18 protein-coding genes and 1 riboswitch are annotated in these 15806 nt (G+C 73.5%); of the genes, 11 read left to right on the top strand and 7 right to left on the bottom strand.

Features of this window, described 5'->3' with window-relative positions; translation table 11 throughout:
- Positions 1-4 precede the first annotated feature (4 nt).
- Complete coding sequence (locus tag AC1C2V_RS16655) at positions 5-520, top strand: low molecular weight protein-tyrosine-phosphatase (protein ID WP_495390876.1); 516 nt, start codon at positions 5-7, stop codon at positions 518-520.
- A 47-nt stretch (positions 521-567) separates the two neighbouring features.
- Positions 568-1119 (top strand): GNAT family N-acetyltransferase, encoded by a 552-nt coding sequence (locus tag AC1C2V_RS16650; protein ID WP_495390759.1) that lies wholly within the window; start codon positions 568-570, stop codon positions 1117-1119.
- On the opposite strand, the gene AC1C2V_RS16645 is transcribed toward AC1C2V_RS16650, so the two are convergent.
- From AC1C2V_RS16645 to AC1C2V_RS16630, 4 genes are all read right to left on the bottom strand, one after another.
- Positions 1073-2182, bottom strand: coding sequence for an alpha/beta hydrolase (locus AC1C2V_RS16645; RefSeq protein ID WP_495390758.1), 1110 nt, complete (start codon positions 2180-2182; stop codon positions 1073-1075). The genes AC1C2V_RS16650 and AC1C2V_RS16645 overlap by 47 nt on opposite strands.
- A gap of 128 nt (positions 2183-2310) precedes the next feature.
- Positions 2311-3738, bottom strand: a complete 1428-nt coding sequence (locus tag AC1C2V_RS16640; protein WP_495390757.1) for a GntT/GntP/DsdX family permease — start codon at positions 3736-3738, stop codon at positions 2311-2313.
- A gap of 16 nt (positions 3739-3754) precedes the next feature.
- Positions 3755-5293, bottom strand: coding sequence for an N-acyl-D-amino-acid deacylase family protein (locus AC1C2V_RS16635; protein ID WP_495390756.1), 1539 nt, complete (start codon positions 5291-5293; stop codon positions 3755-3757).
- A 111-nt stretch (positions 5294-5404) separates the two neighbouring features.
- Positions 5405-6751 (bottom strand): type III PLP-dependent enzyme domain-containing protein, encoded by a 1347-nt coding sequence (locus AC1C2V_RS16630; RefSeq protein WP_495390755.1) that lies wholly within the window; start codon positions 6749-6751, stop codon positions 5405-5407.
- A gap of 202 nt (positions 6752-6953) precedes the next feature.
- On the opposite strand from AC1C2V_RS16630, the gene AC1C2V_RS16625 reads away from it, so the two are divergent.
- Positions 6954-7787 carry an IclR family transcriptional regulator gene (locus AC1C2V_RS16625; protein WP_495390754.1) on the top strand — a complete coding sequence of 278 codons (834 nt, stop codon included), beginning with the start codon at positions 6954-6956 and terminating at the stop codon, positions 7785-7787.
- Complete coding sequence (locus tag AC1C2V_RS16620; protein ID WP_495390753.1) at positions 7784-8191, top strand: RidA family protein; 408 nt, start codon at positions 7784-7786, stop codon at positions 8189-8191. Before AC1C2V_RS16625 ends, AC1C2V_RS16620 begins: the two co-directional genes overlap by 4 nt.
- Positions 8192-8215: 24 nt before the next feature.
- On the opposite strand, the gene AC1C2V_RS16615 is transcribed toward AC1C2V_RS16620, so the two are convergent.
- Positions 8216-9034 (bottom strand): Nif3-like dinuclear metal center hexameric protein, encoded by an 819-nt coding sequence (locus AC1C2V_RS16615; protein ID WP_495390752.1) that lies wholly within the window; start codon positions 9032-9034, stop codon positions 8216-8218.
- A 69-nt stretch (positions 9035-9103) separates the two neighbouring features.
- Positions 9104-9637, bottom strand: coding sequence for a DnaJ family domain-containing protein (locus AC1C2V_RS16610; RefSeq protein ID WP_495390751.1), 534 nt, complete (start codon positions 9635-9637; stop codon positions 9104-9106).
- Between the two features lie 101 nt (positions 9638-9738).
- Here AC1C2V_RS16610 and AC1C2V_RS16605 point away from each other — a divergent pair, with 101 nt between their 5' ends.
- From AC1C2V_RS16605 to AC1C2V_RS16585, 5 genes are all read left to right on the top strand, one after another.
- Positions 9739-9867 carry a hypothetical protein gene (locus AC1C2V_RS16605; RefSeq protein WP_495390750.1) on the top strand — a complete coding sequence of 43 codons (129 nt, stop codon included), beginning with the start codon at positions 9739-9741 and terminating at the stop codon, positions 9865-9867.
- Entirely contained in the window at positions 9858-10022 is a 165-nt protein-coding gene (locus AC1C2V_RS16600; protein WP_495390749.1) for a type II toxin-antitoxin system VapC family toxin, read from the top strand. Before AC1C2V_RS16605 ends, AC1C2V_RS16600 begins: the two co-directional genes overlap by 10 nt.
- Positions 10023-10061: 39 nt before the next feature.
- Positions 10062-11243, top strand: a complete 1182-nt coding sequence (locus AC1C2V_RS16595; RefSeq protein WP_495390748.1) for an aminotransferase class I/II-fold pyridoxal phosphate-dependent enzyme — start codon at positions 10062-10064, stop codon at positions 11241-11243.
- Positions 11244-11844: 601 nt separating this feature from the next.
- Entirely contained in the window at positions 11845-12654 is an 810-nt protein-coding gene (locus tag AC1C2V_RS16590; RefSeq protein WP_495390747.1) for an endonuclease/exonuclease/phosphatase family protein, read from the top strand.
- Positions 12651-13145, top strand: coding sequence for a DUF6328 family protein (locus tag AC1C2V_RS16585; protein WP_495390746.1), 495 nt, complete (start codon positions 12651-12653; stop codon positions 13143-13145). Before AC1C2V_RS16590 ends, AC1C2V_RS16585 begins: the two co-directional genes overlap by 4 nt.
- A gap of 30 nt (positions 13146-13175) precedes the next feature.
- Here AC1C2V_RS16585 and AC1C2V_RS16580 read toward each other — a convergent pair whose 3' ends face one another.
- Positions 13176-13592 (bottom strand): CBU_0592 family membrane protein, encoded by a 417-nt coding sequence (locus AC1C2V_RS16580; protein WP_495390745.1) that lies wholly within the window; start codon positions 13590-13592, stop codon positions 13176-13178.
- Positions 13593-13776: 184 nt separating this feature from the next.
- On the opposite strand from AC1C2V_RS16580, the gene AC1C2V_RS16575 reads away from it, so the two are divergent.
- Positions 13777-14685: a LysR family transcriptional regulator gene (locus AC1C2V_RS16575; RefSeq protein ID WP_495390744.1), complete on the top strand. Its 909-nt coding sequence runs from the start codon at positions 13777-13779 to the stop codon at positions 14683-14685.
- A 76-nt stretch (positions 14686-14761) separates the two neighbouring features.
- The gene (locus tag AC1C2V_RS16570) at positions 14762-15517 is read left to right on the top strand and encodes an HdeD family acid-resistance protein (RefSeq protein ID WP_495390743.1); all 756 of its coding nucleotides are present in this window, start codon (positions 14762-14764) and stop codon (positions 15515-15517) included.
- A gap of 28 nt (positions 15518-15545) precedes the next feature.
- A riboswitch (glycine riboswitch) is annotated at positions 15546-15669 on the top strand.
- The last annotated feature ends 137 nt before the right edge of the window (positions 15670-15806 follow it).

Genomic DNA, 15806 nt, shown 5'->3' with positions numbered 1-15806 from the left:
CATCATGACCGTCTGCACCGGCAACATCTGCCGCTCCCCCATGGCCGAGATCGTGCTGCGCGACCGCCTCGGGGCCGCCGGGCTCGGCGACCGGGTGGTCGTCGACTCGTCCGGCGTCAGCGACGAGGAGCACGGCAACCCCGTGGACCCGCGCGCCCGGCGGGTGCTCGCCGCGCGCGGCTACCCCACGGGCGACGGCCACCACGCCCGCCAGACCACCCCCGACGACCTCGCCTCCCACGACCTGCTGCTGCCCATGACCGCGCAGCACGCGCGGCGGCTGCGGCGCCTCGTCACCGGGCGCGAGGACGGGCTCGCGGAGATCCGCATGTACCGGTCGTTCGACCCGGACGCGCCCCTCGTCGAGCCCGGGGGCGACGAGCACCTGCTGGACGTCGAGGACCCCTGGTACGGCGACCAGGACGGGTTCGAGACCTGCCTCGACGAGATCGAGGCAGCCGCCGACGGCGTCGTCGAGCACGTGCGGGCCCGCCTCGACGCGCGGGAGCCCGCGAGCTGACGAAATGGCGGGGTGCGCGGCCCCGGTCGGGTGGAAGGATCCCCGGCATGACGACGAACTCCCCCGGTCCCTCGTCCACGGTGCGGCGCATGCGGGCTGACGAGTGGCGCGAGGGCAGGGAGCTGCGGCTGGCGGCGCTGCTCGACCCGGCGGCGCCGGTGGCATTCCTCGAGACGCACGGGGCGGCGTCCGCGCGGCCGGACGAGTTCTGGCAGGAGCGGGCGCGCGGCAACGCGTCGAGCGACACGGTGGCCGCGTACGTCGCGGTCGACGAGGACGGGCGCTGGGTGGGCACCACGACCGGGCTGGTGGAGGAGCCGGGCGACGAGGACGCGCTCGGCGGCCCGCCGCTGCACCGCCAGGTGCACCTGGTGGGCGTGTTCCTGCGCCCCGAGCACCGGGGCGCCGGCGTGCTGGGGCGGCTGTTCGACGCGGTGCAGGAGTGGGGGCACGACCAGGGGGTCGAGCGCGCCCGGCTGTGCGTGCACGTCGACAACCCGCGCGCGCAGGCCGCCTACCGCAAGCTCGGCTTCACGCCGACCGGCGTGCGCTTCACGCTCGACGCGGGCGAAGAGGTGGAGATGGTGCGTGCGCTCTGACGCCGGCCGAACGTCCGGCGCCACCACGCCGCCAGCCTCCCCGCTCGGGTTCGGCGGCCTGCCGCGCGCCGACGTACGCGCCGAACCAGCGCGTGATCTCGCTCCAGACGACCTCGCGTACCTCGGGGGCCGAGAGGGTCACGTCGTGCATGGCGTCGTGGACCCGCACGAGGGTGACGACGCTGCCCAGCGAGGGCACGCGCCGGGCCACGCCCGCGACGTCGAGCACCGAGTCCGACCGCATCATGTCGGGGCTCCACCGCACGGGCGGCGTGGAGCGCGTCGAGAGCAGCACCAGCACTGGGATGTCGATGGCGAGGCCGCGCGCCACCCGCTCCTGCCCCTGGAAGATGGCGGACAGCCACGCGGGGGTGGCGCGCCACCCGAGGTCGGGGCGCCAGGCCGGGTCGATGTCCCACGCCCCGTCGAAGCGCGACGACACGCTGCGCACGTAGAAGCCCAGGTCCACGTTCGCCAGGTGGCTGCGCGGGGCGAGCGCGGCCTGCGCGCGGACGCCCGGCTCGAGCACCCGCCGTCCCACGCTGCGCGTCTGGAACTCCAGCCACGGGCTGTTCAGCACCAGAGCGGCCGCGCGGTCCGGGCGGTGCGCCACCCACAGGCTGAGCACGAGCCCGCCCGTCGAGTGGCCCATGAGCACCAGCTCGCGGCCCGGCGTCGCGCCGGGCCCGTGGCCGAGGACGGCGAGGGCCGCCTCGATGTCCTCGTCGTAGGTCTCCAGCGACGTGACGAACCCGGGCGTCTGGTACGGGCGCAGGCTGCGCCCGTACTTGCGCAGGTCGAGCGCGTGGAACCGCGCGCCGAGGCGCTCCCAGAACGCGGCGAGGTGGGTCTGGAAGAAGTAGTCCGTCCAGCCGTGCACGTACAGCACGTCCACGCCGGCGTCGGGGACGACGACGCCCGGCTGCGGCGCCCGGCGCACGAGCGTCGCGACGACGTCGCCCTCGAAGTCGGGCGCCAGGTCCAGGGTCGTCTGCTCGAACCCGGGCAGGACGTCGGGCACCCACGAGACGGGTACGCCGGCAGGCGTGCTGGACGGGTCCACGCCCTGAACGTAAGGAACCCCGCGCGCCCCCGCGACTCCACCGCTGGTTGAGCTTGTCGAAACCCTCCCCGCTGGTTGAGCTCGTCGAAGCCGAGGACGGCGTCTCGACAGGCTCGACCAGTGACGGTCTACACGACCAGCCAGAGCAGCCAGGTGAAGAGCAGCCCGAGGACGGCGATGAGGGTCTCCATCACCGTCCACGTCTTGAGGGTCTGACCCACCGTCATCCCGAAGTACTCCTTGACCAGCCAGAAGCCGGCGTCGTTGACGTGGGACAGGATCAGTGAGCCGGCGCCGATGGCGAGGACGACGAGCGCCAGGTGCGTCGGGGACAGGCCCGTGGCGAGGGGCGCGACGATGCCGGACGCGGTGACGATCGCGACGGTCGCGGACCCGGTGGCGATGCGCACCAGCGCCGCGATGAGCCAGCCCAGCAGCAGCACGGACAGGCTCATGGCCACGGCCGCCTTGCCGATCGCGATGCCGGTGCCGCCGTCCACCAGCACGGCCTTGAAGCCGCCGCCGGCGCCGACGATCATCGTGGCGCTCGCGATGGGCTTGAGGCTGTCGGTCATCTTCGACATCAGCGTGGACGGCGAGAACCCGACGCTCGTGCCGAACGTGATCATCGCGAGCAGGACGGCGATGAGCAGGGCCACCAGCGGCTCGCCGATGAAGGATACGAACGGGTAGAACCAGGAGTCCTCGCTGGCCCAGACCTCGACCCCCGCGCGCACCAGCATGAGGACCACCGGGCTGAGGATCGTCACGAGGGTGAGCGTGAACGTGGGGTTGCGCGTCTTGACCGTGCCCGGCTCGCCGGAACCGCCGGTGTCCTCCGCGACCAGACCGCCGCCGCCGCCCTGCGCGCCGATCGGCACCAGCCTCGCAGCGAACCGACCCCACACGGGACCGGCGAGGATCACCGTCGGCACGGAGACGAGCAGGCCGAGGGCCATGGTGACGCCGACGTCGGCGCCGAGGTTGCCGATCGCGGCCAGCGGGCCGGGATGCGGGGGCACGAAGCCGTGCAGCACGGACAGGCCGGCCAGTGCCGGCATGGCCAGCAGCATCGCGGGCAGCCCCGAGCGGCGCACCGCGAGCATGATCACGGGGATCAGCAGCACGAGGCCCACCTCGAAGAACATCGGGATGCCGATGAGGAAGGCGATCAGCGCCATCCGCCAGGGCATGCTGCCCGTGCCGCCGCGGAAGATCTTGTCGACGATCTCGTCGGCGCCCCCCGAATCGGCGAGCAGCTTGCCGAGCATGGCGCCCAGCACGATCAGCACGCCGACGCTTCCCAGCACGTCGCCGACGCCGCTCTCGAACACCCCGGCGACGTCGCCGAGCGGGATGCCGGACCCGATCGCCACGAACAGCGACCCGATCGTGAGGGCGAGGAAGCCGTGCATCTTGAGCAGCGTGATGAGCAGCACGACGATCGCGATGCCGATGGCCGTGACCACCAGCACCTGCGTGTCGTGGTCGGCCCACGGCTGGTTGATCAGTTCGAGGGTGTCGTCGTCCCCGGCTGCCTGAAGCAGTGACCGCATCGGGTGGTCTCCTGTCTCAGCGGGTGCCCTCGCCCGTGCGCCGCAGTGCGCGGCCGGGGAGGGCGTCGGTGCGGGCGCCGTCGTCGATGACGGCGGCGCCCCCGACCAGGACGAGGTCGATGCCCGTCGCCTGCTGGCGCGGGTTCTCGAACGTGGCGGTGTCCTGGACGGTGTCGGGGTCGAGCAGCACGAGGTCCGCGGCGTAGCCGGGGCGCACCAGGCCGCGGTCGACCAGGTTCAGGCGGGCGGCGGGGCGCCCGGTGAGGTGGTGCACGCAGTCCTCGAGGGTGAGGAGGCCGAGCTCACGCACGTACCGCGCGAGGTACCGCGGGAACGTGCCCCAGGCGCGCGGGTGCGGGCGTCCGCCCACGAGGATGGCGTCCGAGCCGCCGCAGTGCGTGCGGTGCGCCATGATCGTGCGCACGTTCTCCTCGTGCCCCACGTGCTGCAGGATCGTGGTGCCGAGCCGGTCGGTGACCAGCAGCTCCACGAAGACGTCGCCGGGCGCGCGGCCCTCGTCGCGGGCGATCGCCGCCATGGTGCGGCCCACGCGGTCCGCCAGCGCGGGGTTCTGCACGCCGCTGATCTCGATGGTGTCCCACTCGGCCACGCAGCCGTGGCAGCCGTCGGTGCCGACGTGCTCCAGCTCGTACAGGATCCGCTCCCGGTCGGCCGGGACCGCCAGCCGCTCCAGCAGCGCGTCCGGGCCGCCGGAGAACGCCCAGCTCGGCAGGATGGCGCTGAGCGTCGTGGAGCCCGGCAGGTAGGGGTACGTGTCCAGGGTGATGTCGACGCCGCCGTCCAGCGCGTCGTCGATCAGCGCGACCAGTTCGCCCGCGCGGCCCTTGTTGGGGCCGAAGTTCATCGTCGCGTGCGTGAGGTGCAGCGCGCAGCCGGCGGCGCGGGCGAGGTCGATCATCTCCGCGTACGCCTCGAGCGCGCCCTTGCCGTACGAGCGGTGGTGCGGGCTGTAGTAGCCGCCGAGCGCCGCGACGGTGCGCAGCAGGGCCGCGAGCTCGTCGTCGTCCGCATACATGCCGGGCGTGTACGTGAGGCCGCTGCTCATCCCGAGCGCGCCCTCACGCATGCCCCGGGCCAGCAGCTCCGCCATCCGCGCCACCTCGGCGTCGGTGGCCGGCCGGTCCTCCGGGCCCACCACCAGGTGGCGCAGCGTGCCCTGCGGCACGAGGTACGCGGCGTGGCAGGCGATGCCGCGGTCGAGGCGGTCCAGGTAGCCCGCCACGGAGTCCCAGTCGTAGTCGAAGCAGGGCGGGTCGTCGTTCCAGCCCGCGATCTGCGCGCGGATCGCGGTGCGGGTGCGCTCGTCCACCGGGGCGTACGAGAGCCCGTCCTGACCCAGCACCTCCAGCGTCACGCCCTGGCTCACCTTCGCGGTGTGGTCCGGGTTCGCCAGGATCTGGATGTCGGAGTGCGCGTGCATGTCGATGAAGCCGGGGGTGAGCGCGCGCCCGTCGGCGTCGACGGTGCGGTGCGCGCCGCCGGTGCGGGCGTCGGAACGGCCCGGGTCGACGGCGGTGATGCGGCCCGCGGTCACCGTGACGTCGGCGACGCCGCCGGGGCGCCGGTGCCGTCCAGCACCAGCGCGTCGCGGATCAACCAGTCGGCGGTCATGCCGCTCCCACTCCCTGGGTGGTCGGAGCCACCGTCAGAACCACGTACGCACGAGGTCGACGACGACCGGGTCCGCCGCGTCGGCGTCGTCGATCACCGGCACGAGGCCCCACTTGTCCATGGCCGTGCACGGGTGCGACAGGCCGAGGCGCAGCTCGTCGCCGATGCGCACCGGCGCCTCACCGGCCCCGGCATCCCACCGCAGGAAGCCGTGCTGGTCGTTGAGCGCCGTGACCTCGACGCCCGACACGGGCGCGGGCGCCTCGCCGTCGGCCCGGGGGCGGCGGAGCTGCACCTCGGGCAGGCCCTCGTCGAAGGGCAGGTCGCGCTTGCCGGCGTCGAAGAGCGCCAGGCCGGGCTCGGGCTGCGAGCTGACGCGCGCCCAGCCGTGCATCGCGGCCCGGAACCCGGGGCCGCCGGTGCGGGGCTCCTCGCCGAGCGGGGAGATGTGCCGGTAGAAGCCGTCGTCGTGCACCACGTACGCGCCGCTGCGCAGCACCACGCGCGCGCCCGTCGCCACCAGCGGCGAGAGCACCTCGTCGACGACGTCGAAGTACGCGCTGCCGCCCGCGGACACCACGGGCGCGTCGACCTCGTAGCGGCCGGCGGCCACCAGGCGCTCGTGCACCTCGACGAGGTCGCGCAGGTAGCCGCGCACCACGTCCTGGCTGTGGGCGTCGGAGTCGTGCGCCAGCGCGCCCTCGTACCCGGCGACGCCGGCCAGGCGCAGGTGCGGAGACGCCGCGACGCGCTCCGCGACGGCGAGCGCCGAGTCGAGGTCGCGGGCGCCGGTGCGGCCGCCCGCGCCGCCGCGCTCGACCAGCACGTCGAGCGGCGGCCGTGCGCCGGCGTCGGCCACGTGGGCGGCGAGCGCGTCGTGCATGAGGTCGACGGCGTCGACCGAGTCCGCCCAGACCAGCACGCGAAGGTCGCGGTGGGTCGCGAGGGCGTCGACCGTCCAGCGCAGCGCGAGCGGTGAGATCACGCTGTTGGCCACCATCACGCGGCTCACGCCGAACTCGAGGGCTACCGCGAGCTGGAACGGGTTGGCCACGGTGATCGCCCACGCGCCGGCGTCGATCTGCTCGGCCCACAGCTGCGGCGCCATCGTCGTCTTGCCGTGCGGGGCGAGGTCGAGGCCGCGCTCGGCGCACCAGTCGGCCAGCACGCGCAGGTTCGTGTCGAGGGCCGGGCGGGACAGGGTCAGCAACGGTGTCGGGAGCTCGGACAGCCGGGGACGGCGCTCGCGGACCTCGGCGACGGTGAGGCCCCACAGCTCCGGCGGGACGGCCTTGTGGCGCCAGCCGACCTGCTCGGCGTCCCGTGCGGCGATCTTCTCGCGGTCGATCCGACAGGCGTCCTCTGCCCCGGTGCGGTCCATCGTCAGACCCTCGCTCCCTGCTCACGTTGCACATAGCGCAACGTTCGTTGCGCAGGATGACGCACCTTGCTAGCATCACGGCGGTCGCGCCGTCAATCCGGCCACCGTCCATCCGGCCATCGATCGAGCGCGTCCCGAGCATGTCCCGGCAGGCCGCGCAGCGCGAGCCGGACGGCGAAGAACGGGCAGGTCAGGAGGGGTCGTGAGCCAGAGCGTGGGGCGCGCGCTGCGGATCGTGGGGCTGCTGGGCCAAGGCCCGCGCACCCTCGACGACCTCGCCCAGGAGCTCGGCGTGCACAAGACCACCGTGCTGCGCCTGCTGCGTGCGTTGGAGAACGAGCGGTTCGTGCGCCGCGACGACCGCCGCCGCTACTCGCTGGGGTCGCGGCTCTTCGAGCTGGGCCGCGGCGCCCTCGAAGGTCACGGCATCCGCGACGTCGCCCTGCCGCACCTGGAGCGCCTCGGGCGCGAGACCGGCGGGCAGGCCGTGCACCTCGCCGTCCTGGAGGGCGCCCGACCCGTCTACGTGGCCAAGGTGGAGAGCACCAGCTCCGTGCGCATGTACTCCGAGCTCGGCCTCCCAGCGCCCCTGCACGCCACCGCCGTCGGCAAGGTCCTCGCCGCCGGCCTGCCGGAGGGGCGGCTCGCCCAGGTGCTGGCCGCCGCCGACTTCCACGCCTTCACGCCCCGGACCCTCACCGACCCCGACGCCTACCGTGCCGAGCTGGCGCGCGTGCGCGAGCAGGGATGGGCCGAGGACGCCGCCGAGCACGAACCGTTCGTCAACTGCGTCGGTGCGCCCGTGCACGACGCGTCCGGCACGGTCGTGGCGGCGGTGTCGATCTCGGTGCCGGACGTGATCCTCGACCTCGACGGCGTGCGCGCCCTCGTGCCGCAGCTGCGCGCGGCGGCCGCCGCGATCGAGGCCGACTGGGCGGGGCGCGCCGCACCACCCCACGACGCATCACCCCGCGACGCATCACCCCGCGACGCACCACCCCACGACGCACCACCCCACGAAAGGACGAGCACATGACCTCGAAGACCGCCGTCAGCACCGACCAGGCCCCCGCCCCGGCCCACACCTTCTCCCAGGGGGTGCGTGCCGGGAACCTGCTGCAGGTCTCCGGGCAGGGCCCCATGGACCCGGCCACCAACGAGTACGTCTACCCGGGCGACGTCGCGGCGCAGACCACGCGCACGCTGCAGAACGTCGAGGCGATCGTCACCGCCGGGGGCGGCAGCATCGCGGACGTCGTCATGCTGCGCGTGTACCTCACCACCCGCGACGACTTCGCCGCGATGAACGACGCCTACGGCGCCTTCCTCGCCGAGCGCCTCGGCCCGGACGCCGTGCTCCCGTCGCGCACCACCGTCATGGTCGGCCTGCCGCGCGAGGAGATGCTCGTCGAGATCGACGCGCTCGCCGTCGTCGAGTGACACCTCCTGCCTAGCGGGCCCCGCTCACCCTGCCGTGCCCGCTGTGGTGCGTGCCGGGTGGGCGAGGTCCTGGGTCGGCACGAACGTGACCGGCACCTCAGGGACGACGTCGCGCAGCCAGTCGGCGAAGAATGCCATGCCGGCCTGCTCGGAGGGGATGTGCCCGACCACGACGAGGCCAGTGCCGCCCGGCGCTCCCTCGCGGGTGCCGAGATGGGCGGCGTCGACGGCGTACGAGCCGGTCTCCCACTCGTGCGCCTCCCCCACCAGCACGGCGTCCACGCCGTCGTGCCGCAGCAGCGCGCGGTTGCCGGCGAAGCCGCGGAATCCCAGGTTGAGGCCCACGCGCCGCACGGGCAGATCCGGGTGGCCCACGAACCGCGCGGTGCGGGCGCCGAGCGCCGCGGCGACGTGCGCGGCCAGCTCGCCCAGCGTCGTCGGGCCGACGTCGCACAGCGACGCGTCCTCCGCCGCGGGGTCGAGCGCCCAGCCCAGCGCGCGCGCCGCGCCCTCGTCCACGCCGTCGGGCCTCCGGTCGTGCCAGGCGTCGTGCGCGCGCCAGACGACGAGCTCGTGCTCGGCGACGAACGCCCGCTTCGCGGCGAGGACGGGGTCGCCCTCGGCCTCCAGATCGGATACCGACGCGCCCGTGTGGTCGTAGTCCATGGGCTCGTGGGAGACGACGACGTTCACGCCCGCCGCGACCGCGGCCTCCAGCACCTCGAGCGTCGCCAGGGTGGTCACGGCGACCCCGCGCACCACGGTGGCCGGGTCGCCCGCGACGATGCCGTCCACCGTCGTGGGCCGGGGCACGACGGCGAGCGCCGTCGCCGCGCGCGACACCAGGCAGGCGGCGGTCAGGGTGGGTCGCTGAGCGTCGTCACAGGACCACGGTACGGGTGGCGCCTGGCCTCAGCGGATCCCGCGGGCGCGCCGGCGTTCGCGCCACCGCTGCACCTCGCGCTCGACGTCGCGCGTGGGGGTCACCACCGGCGGGCCGCCCATGAGCTGGCGACGGGCGTCGATCACGCGTGCGTTGAACTCCTCGACGATCGTGCGCACCCGGGCCTCCTCGGGCTCGCGGTCGAGGGCCTCGTCGAGCTCGGCGGCGTCGCGGCGCAGCTGCGCGGCCGGGAGCACGCCCGTGATCTGCTCGCGCTCCACGAGGTTCTTGAGCCACCAGTCCGGGTCGTGCGTGCCGCCCAGCCCCGGGATCGGCTTGCCCGCCAGCGGCAGGTCGTCGAACTCGCCGCGCCGGATCGCCTGGTCGACGACGGTGTCGACCCACAGGGCGCGGTCGTCCATGCGGCGCGCCGGGCGGCTCTCGCCGGGCGGCTCGTCGCCGCCGGGACTCTCTTGCTCGTCGGCGGCGATCTCGCGTTCCACCTGGTACTGCGCGGCCCGGCGTGCAGGGTCGCTCTCGTGGCCGTGACGGCGTCGGAACATCAGCATTCCCCTCGGTCGACTCGCCCCAGCGTATTCGCGTCCCGCCCCCACCGATCTGGTCAGATCTGGTCTGACCTGGTCTGACTATCGAGGAGGAGGAGGTGACCGCGCACGTGAGCATCTACGAGGCCAAGGCACACACCGAGGTCGCGATCGAGGATTCGCCCGGCAAGCTCCAGTCCCGGAGGGCTTTGCGGACGCGCTCGTCGACGGAGGCCTCATGGCGCTGAGCCTCGAGCCGGAGCACGCCGAGCAGCTGCGCGGTCTGCCCTGGCACCACCGTGACCCGTTCGACCGCATGATCGTCGCGCAGGCGCAGGTCGAGGATCTCGTCGTCGCGACGGTCGATCCGGCCTTCGGTGCCCACGAGGTGCGGACGATCTGAGACCGCTGGGCCGGCGGGCCGACGCGGCATGATGGCGGCATGAAGGTCTCCCGCCGCAGCCACGTCCCCCCGTTCGCCGTCATGCAGGTGCTGGCGTCGGCGAACGAGCGCCGCGCGGCCGGGCACGACGTGCTCAATCTGTGCGCGGGCGAGCCCTCCACCGGAGCGTCCGACGTCGTGCGCGAGCGGGCGGCGGAGCTGTTGCGCACCGCGGACCTCGGCTACACCGAGTCCCTGGGAGTGCCCGCCCTGCGCGCGGAGATCGCCGCGCACTACCGGCGCTGGTACGACGTCGAGGTGGACCCGGCACGGGTCGCGGTGACGACCGGGTCGAGCGGCGGGTTCCTGCTCGCCTTCCTGGCCGCGTTCGACGTCGGGGACCGGGTGGCGCTCGCCCGGCCCGGGTACCCCGCGTACAAGAACATCCTGGCTGCGCTCGGGTGCGAGGTGGTCGAGCTCGACTGCGGCCCGACCACCCGGTACCAGCCCACGATCTCGCAGCTCATGGAGGCGTACTACGGCGGCGGTCTGGACGGCCTCGTCGTCGCCTCCCCCGCCAACCCGACCGGGACGATGCTCCCGCCGGCCGAGCTGGCCGCCCTCGCGCGCTGGTGCGAGGAGCACGACGTCCGCCTGATCAGCGACGAGATCTACCACGGCATCGCCTACACCGAGGACGTACAGCAGGCCACCGCGGCGATGTACACGAACTCCGGCGCGGTGGTGGTGAACTCGTTCTCCAAGTATTGGGCGATGACGGGCTGGCGGCTCGGCTGGCTCGTGCTACCCGACGAGCTGCTGGTCCCGGTGGACGCTCTCGCCGGCAACGTGGCCCTGTCGCCCCCGGCGCTGGCGCAGCACGCGGGCGTCGCCGCCTTCTCCCCCGCCGGCTACGCCGCCGCGGCCGAGAACGTCGCGCGGTACGCGGCGTCCCGCGCCGCCCTGCTCGACCGCATCGACGAGCTCGGTTGGCGCCCGGTCGCCCCTGCGGACGGGGCGTTCTACCTGTACGGAAACATCGCGGGCTTCCGTGACGCCGTCGGCGGCGACTCCGTGACCTACTGCCGCCGCCTCCTGGCCGAGGCCGACGTCGCGATCACGCCCGGCGCCGACTTCGACGCCGTGAACGGCGGCGACTGGGTACGCCTGTCCTTCGCCGCCGCACCCGACGTCGTCTCCCGCGCCGTCGACCGCATCGTCGCCTGGCACCGCACCCTCTGACCGCGAGGTAGTCCGAAATCCCGCGAGGTAGTGCCCCCGAGCGCCGAGGTAGTCCCGCATCTCGCGAGGTAGTTCGAAACCACGCGAGGTAGTACCCCCGAGCGGCGAGGTAGTCCCGGTTTCGGCGAGGTAGTTCGAAATCCGACGAGGTAGTCCCGGTTTCGGCGAGGTAGTTCGAAATCCGANAGGTAGTCCCGCATCTCGCGAGGTAGTTCGAAACCACGCGAGGTAGTACCCCCGAGCGGCGAGGTAGTCCCGGTTTCGGCGAGGTAGTTCGAAATCCGACGAGGTAGTCCCGGTTTCGGCGAGGTAGTTCGAAATCCGACGAGGTAGTCCCGGTTTCGGCGAGGTAGTTCGAAATCCGCCGAGGTAGTTCCTCCTCGGGCGTCGAGGTCGCGGGATCTAGCGCGAGGGACAACGATCGTCGGAGGGCCCGACGGCGGCCGGGCGTCGCACAAGGACTACCCCACCGAAAACGGGACTACCTCGCCGAAAACGGGACTACCTCGCCGAGAATCGCACTACCTCGCGGCATCCGGGGCTACCTCGGCAGGTTTCGTGGTACCTGGCGGATGTGGGAGGCGGATGTGGGAGGGGGCGGATGATCCGGCTCGTGACGGCGAACGTCCAGCACGCGCTCGACGACGACGGGCGCGCGGATCTCGACCGCCTGGGCGAGGCCCTCGGGAGCCTCGACGCTGACGTGATTGCGCTGCAGGAGGTGGATCGCGACCAGGCGCGGTCGGGCAACGCCGACCAGGCGCGCGCGCTCGCGCACGCGTTGGGGATGCCCGAGCACCGGTACGTGCCTGCGCTGAGCGGACCGCTCGAGCGGACGCTCGGCCGCCGCCGGACCGGTGTGGTCACCGCGAGCGTGTCAGGCCCGCCGTCCGACCGCCCGGGCTACGGCGTCGCGCTCCTTTCCCGGCATCCGGTGCGCGCCTGGCACCCGATGCTGCTGCCGGGCCTCAACGTTCCCGGCCTGCCTCCGCTCGGGGTGGATGAGCCGCGGGTCGCGCTCGCCGCGGCGATCGTCACGCCGGCGGGCCCGCTGACCGTCGTCACGACGCACCTCTCCACCGGCGACCCCTGGAAGCGGGTGCAGCTGCGGCGCCTGCGGCAACGACTCCGGCACGCCCCGCGCCCGATCGTGCTGCTGGGCGACCTCAACACCCGCGACGACCTCCCGGCGAGACGGACGGGCTGGCGCGAGCTGGTGCAGGTGCCGACGTATCCGCGGGCGCGCCCGTGGCTCCGGATCGATCACGTGCTGGTCGACGGCCCGGTGGCCGCCGTCACGGCAGCGCGTGCGGTCGACCTGGGACTCAGCGACCATCGCGCGGTCGTGGTCGACCTCGCGCTCGGCGCGGAGGACTGCGCGGAGGGCGGAGCGGGGGGCGACGGCAGGTGAGCGACGAGCTGACGGGTGGCGCGACCGACCGCAGGCGCGGCCGGCCGGAGACCCCGGAACAGCGGTCGGACCGCAACTGGAACGAGCTGCTGCAGGAGCTGCGCGTCATGCAGACCGGCGTGCAGATCCTCACGGGGTTCCTGCTGATCCTGCCGTTCCAGTCGCGCTTCTCCGAGCTGGACGACTACCAGCGCACGGTCTACCTCACGCTGGTGCTGGTGTGCATCGCGACGACGGGCCTGCTCGTGGCGCCGGTCGCACTGCACCGCGCCCTGTTCCGCAAGCACATGAAGCACTCGGTGGTCACGGGCGGGGATCGGATGACGCGGGCCGGTCTGGTGCTGCTCGCCATCGCGCTGTCGGGGACGGCGCTGCTGGTCTTCGACGTCGTCGTGGGACGGGCGACGGGAATAGTCGTCGGGGCGAGCGCCGCGGTGGTGCTGCTCGGCCTGTGGGCCGTGGTGCCCGCCGTCGTGCACCGCCGGGCCTGAACGTGCCGCGCCGCGGGCGGCGCGAGCGCGTCAGGCGGCGAGGTCGACGCGCTCCGCGGTCTCGAGCTTGTGCACGAAGGGCGCGTCGGTGACGGTCGCCTCGATGCCGCCGGTGGTCGGGTCCTGCGACCCGTCGACGACCGCCGCGACGGCGGGGGCGCCGGACACCTGGGCGAGCGCGGCCCGCTCGGACCGGCGGGCGCGGGCGATCGTGCGCATCGCGAGGGCGCCGATGATGACGGCGGCGACGTTCGCCAGCGCGGACGGCCAGATGCCGTTCACGATCGCGATGAGGAGCATCACGAACGCGCCGGCGACGTTGGACAGCTGGAACGGGAGACCGTCGGCCGTCCAGCGGCCCTTGCTCACCATGCCGTAGGCGAGGACGACGGCGATCGCGCCGACCCACCCGAAGGCGGTAATCACGGTCAGAAGGGAGATCGTCATGACGGGCACCTCCGGGGGCCGGCGCGGCACAGGCGTGCCACGGCGAGTGGTTGATCTGAGGGTGTGTGCGCCCTCCCCGAGAACCGGGGAGCTGGCCGGGCCGGCCGGCGCTGTGACCATTCTGAGACACGAATGGCCTTCAGCGCAATCAAATCTTTCTGCTACCGGCAGTTAGTATCGCTACATGGCCACCGACCCACGAAGACTTGCCTTCCTCCTTGCCGTGCACCGCGCCGGGGGCGTGCTCGCGGCAGCAGATCTTCTGCATGTCACCCCGTCCGCCGTCTCCCAGCAGATCGCCCGTTTGGAGTCCGAGGAGGGCATCGCCGTGCTTGATCGCGGCCCGCGCGGCGTCACGCTCACCCCGGCGGGCCGCGTGCTGGCCGAGGCCGGGGAACGCATCGAGGCCGAGCTGCTCGAGGCCCGCCAGGCGATCGCCGCCCTCGGCGAGGGCGTGAGCGGCAAGGTCGTGCTCGGGGCATTCCAGTCGGCCATCCGTGCCGTCGTGGCACCGATGCTGGTCGACCTCGCCGAGCAGTACCCGGGCGTCGAGGTCGACGTGCGCGAGCAGGAACCCGCCGAGGCCGTCCGGATGCTGCGCGCCGGCGACCTCGACGTCATCCTGCTCGAACGCGACGTGGACATGGACGCCCCCGCCCCCCGCGGCGTGCACGACGTGCCGCTGCTCGACGAGCCGTGGTGCGTCGTCGTCCCGGCCGCGATGCCGATGCCCGAGCGCCTCGACGACCTCGGCAACTTCCAATGGATCGGTGCCGAGCCCGGCACCGCGTCCGACCGCGCGCTGCGGCGCCTGGCGCGCACCCTGGGCACGTCGTTCACCACCCGGCACGCCTTCTTCGACTTCGACACGGCGCTCTCCCTCGTCGCCGCGAACCAGGGCGTGGCGATGCTCCCCGCGCTCGCGCTCGAGGGCGGGGACGTGCCGGAGGGCATCGAGGTGGCGCGCCTCGCCGGGCTCGGCACCCGGCGCATCGTGGCCCGGCACCGCGCCACCCGGCACGAGCCCGGCCCCGCCGTGCGGGCCGTGGTGGACGCGATGGTCGAGGTGACCCGCGACCTCGAGCTGGGCTGACCCGGCCTGTTGCGGCCCGTCGCGGCCGCGGCTTCCTGGCGCGCGGCGCGGCCGCTGCGCTCCTAGCATCGCCAGCATGAGCGACTCAACGTCCGGCACGACCAGCGGGGACGCGCCGCTGTCGGAACGCGCGCTGGGCACGGCCCGGCGGTTGTGGGGGCTCGTGTACGTGCGGGCCCTCGCCTACCTCGTGGCCGGCGTCGTCCTGTTCGCCAACCCGGACGAGGGCCTGACCTGGCTGCGCTGGCTGATCGGCATCGTCATCCTGGTGCAGGGGATCCTGCTGACGGTCGAGGGCCTGCCGTCCCGGCGCGCGGGCGGGCAGCAGTCCGACGGCGACGAGGTGAGCTGGCGGCTCATCGCCGGCGTCGTGAGCATCGCGGCGGCCCTGGTCATCGTGCTCTGGCCGTCCATGAGCGGGCCCGTGATGTACCTGGTCGTCGGGATCTGGGCGTGCGCGGCCGGCGTCGCGGGGATCATCGGGGCGCTGCGGGGCCGGGCGGTGCGGGCGGTGGCCTGGGACTGGCAGCTCGCGAACGCGGTCCTGTGGATCCTGCTGGGGGTCGTCGTGCTCGTGCGCCGCACCGACGACGCCCGGACCATGGCCCTGCTCCTCGCCGTGTACCTGCTGTTCTCCGGGGCCGTGCTGCTGGTCGGCGGCCTCGCCACGGGCACCCGCCACCGTGACGCTCGCAAGGCGCGCGAGGGGGCGGGAGCGCCGGCCTCGATGTCGGCGTCGGCGAAACGGCCGTCGCGGGCGGACCGTCGCGCCGCGAAGAAGGCGGGACCCGGCACGGGACTGCCGGGCGGGGACGACCGGCTCCCCGGGTAGGATCGGCCGCACAACGCAACACGCTGTTCGAACCGCGTCGGGAGAGCTCGCGCCGTGACGTCGGACCGGTCCACCGGTCCGCGCTGCGGCCGGCGCCGAAGGAGCAATCCCTCCCCGGGAATCTCTCAGGCACCCCGTACCGTCGCGGTAAGGCAACTCTGGAAAGCGGTCCGCAGCCGCCGACGGCCCCGGCCGGCGACGACGAACGACCCACCGACGGTGCAAGTCGGCGCCCCGTCGTCGTCCTGGCCTGCTGTGACGCAGGCCGGGCCGATGCCAGGTGGACCGG

Source organism: Isoptericola sp. Y541, from assembly GCF_059445465.1.
This window is presented reverse-complemented; position numbering and strand designations above follow the sequence as displayed.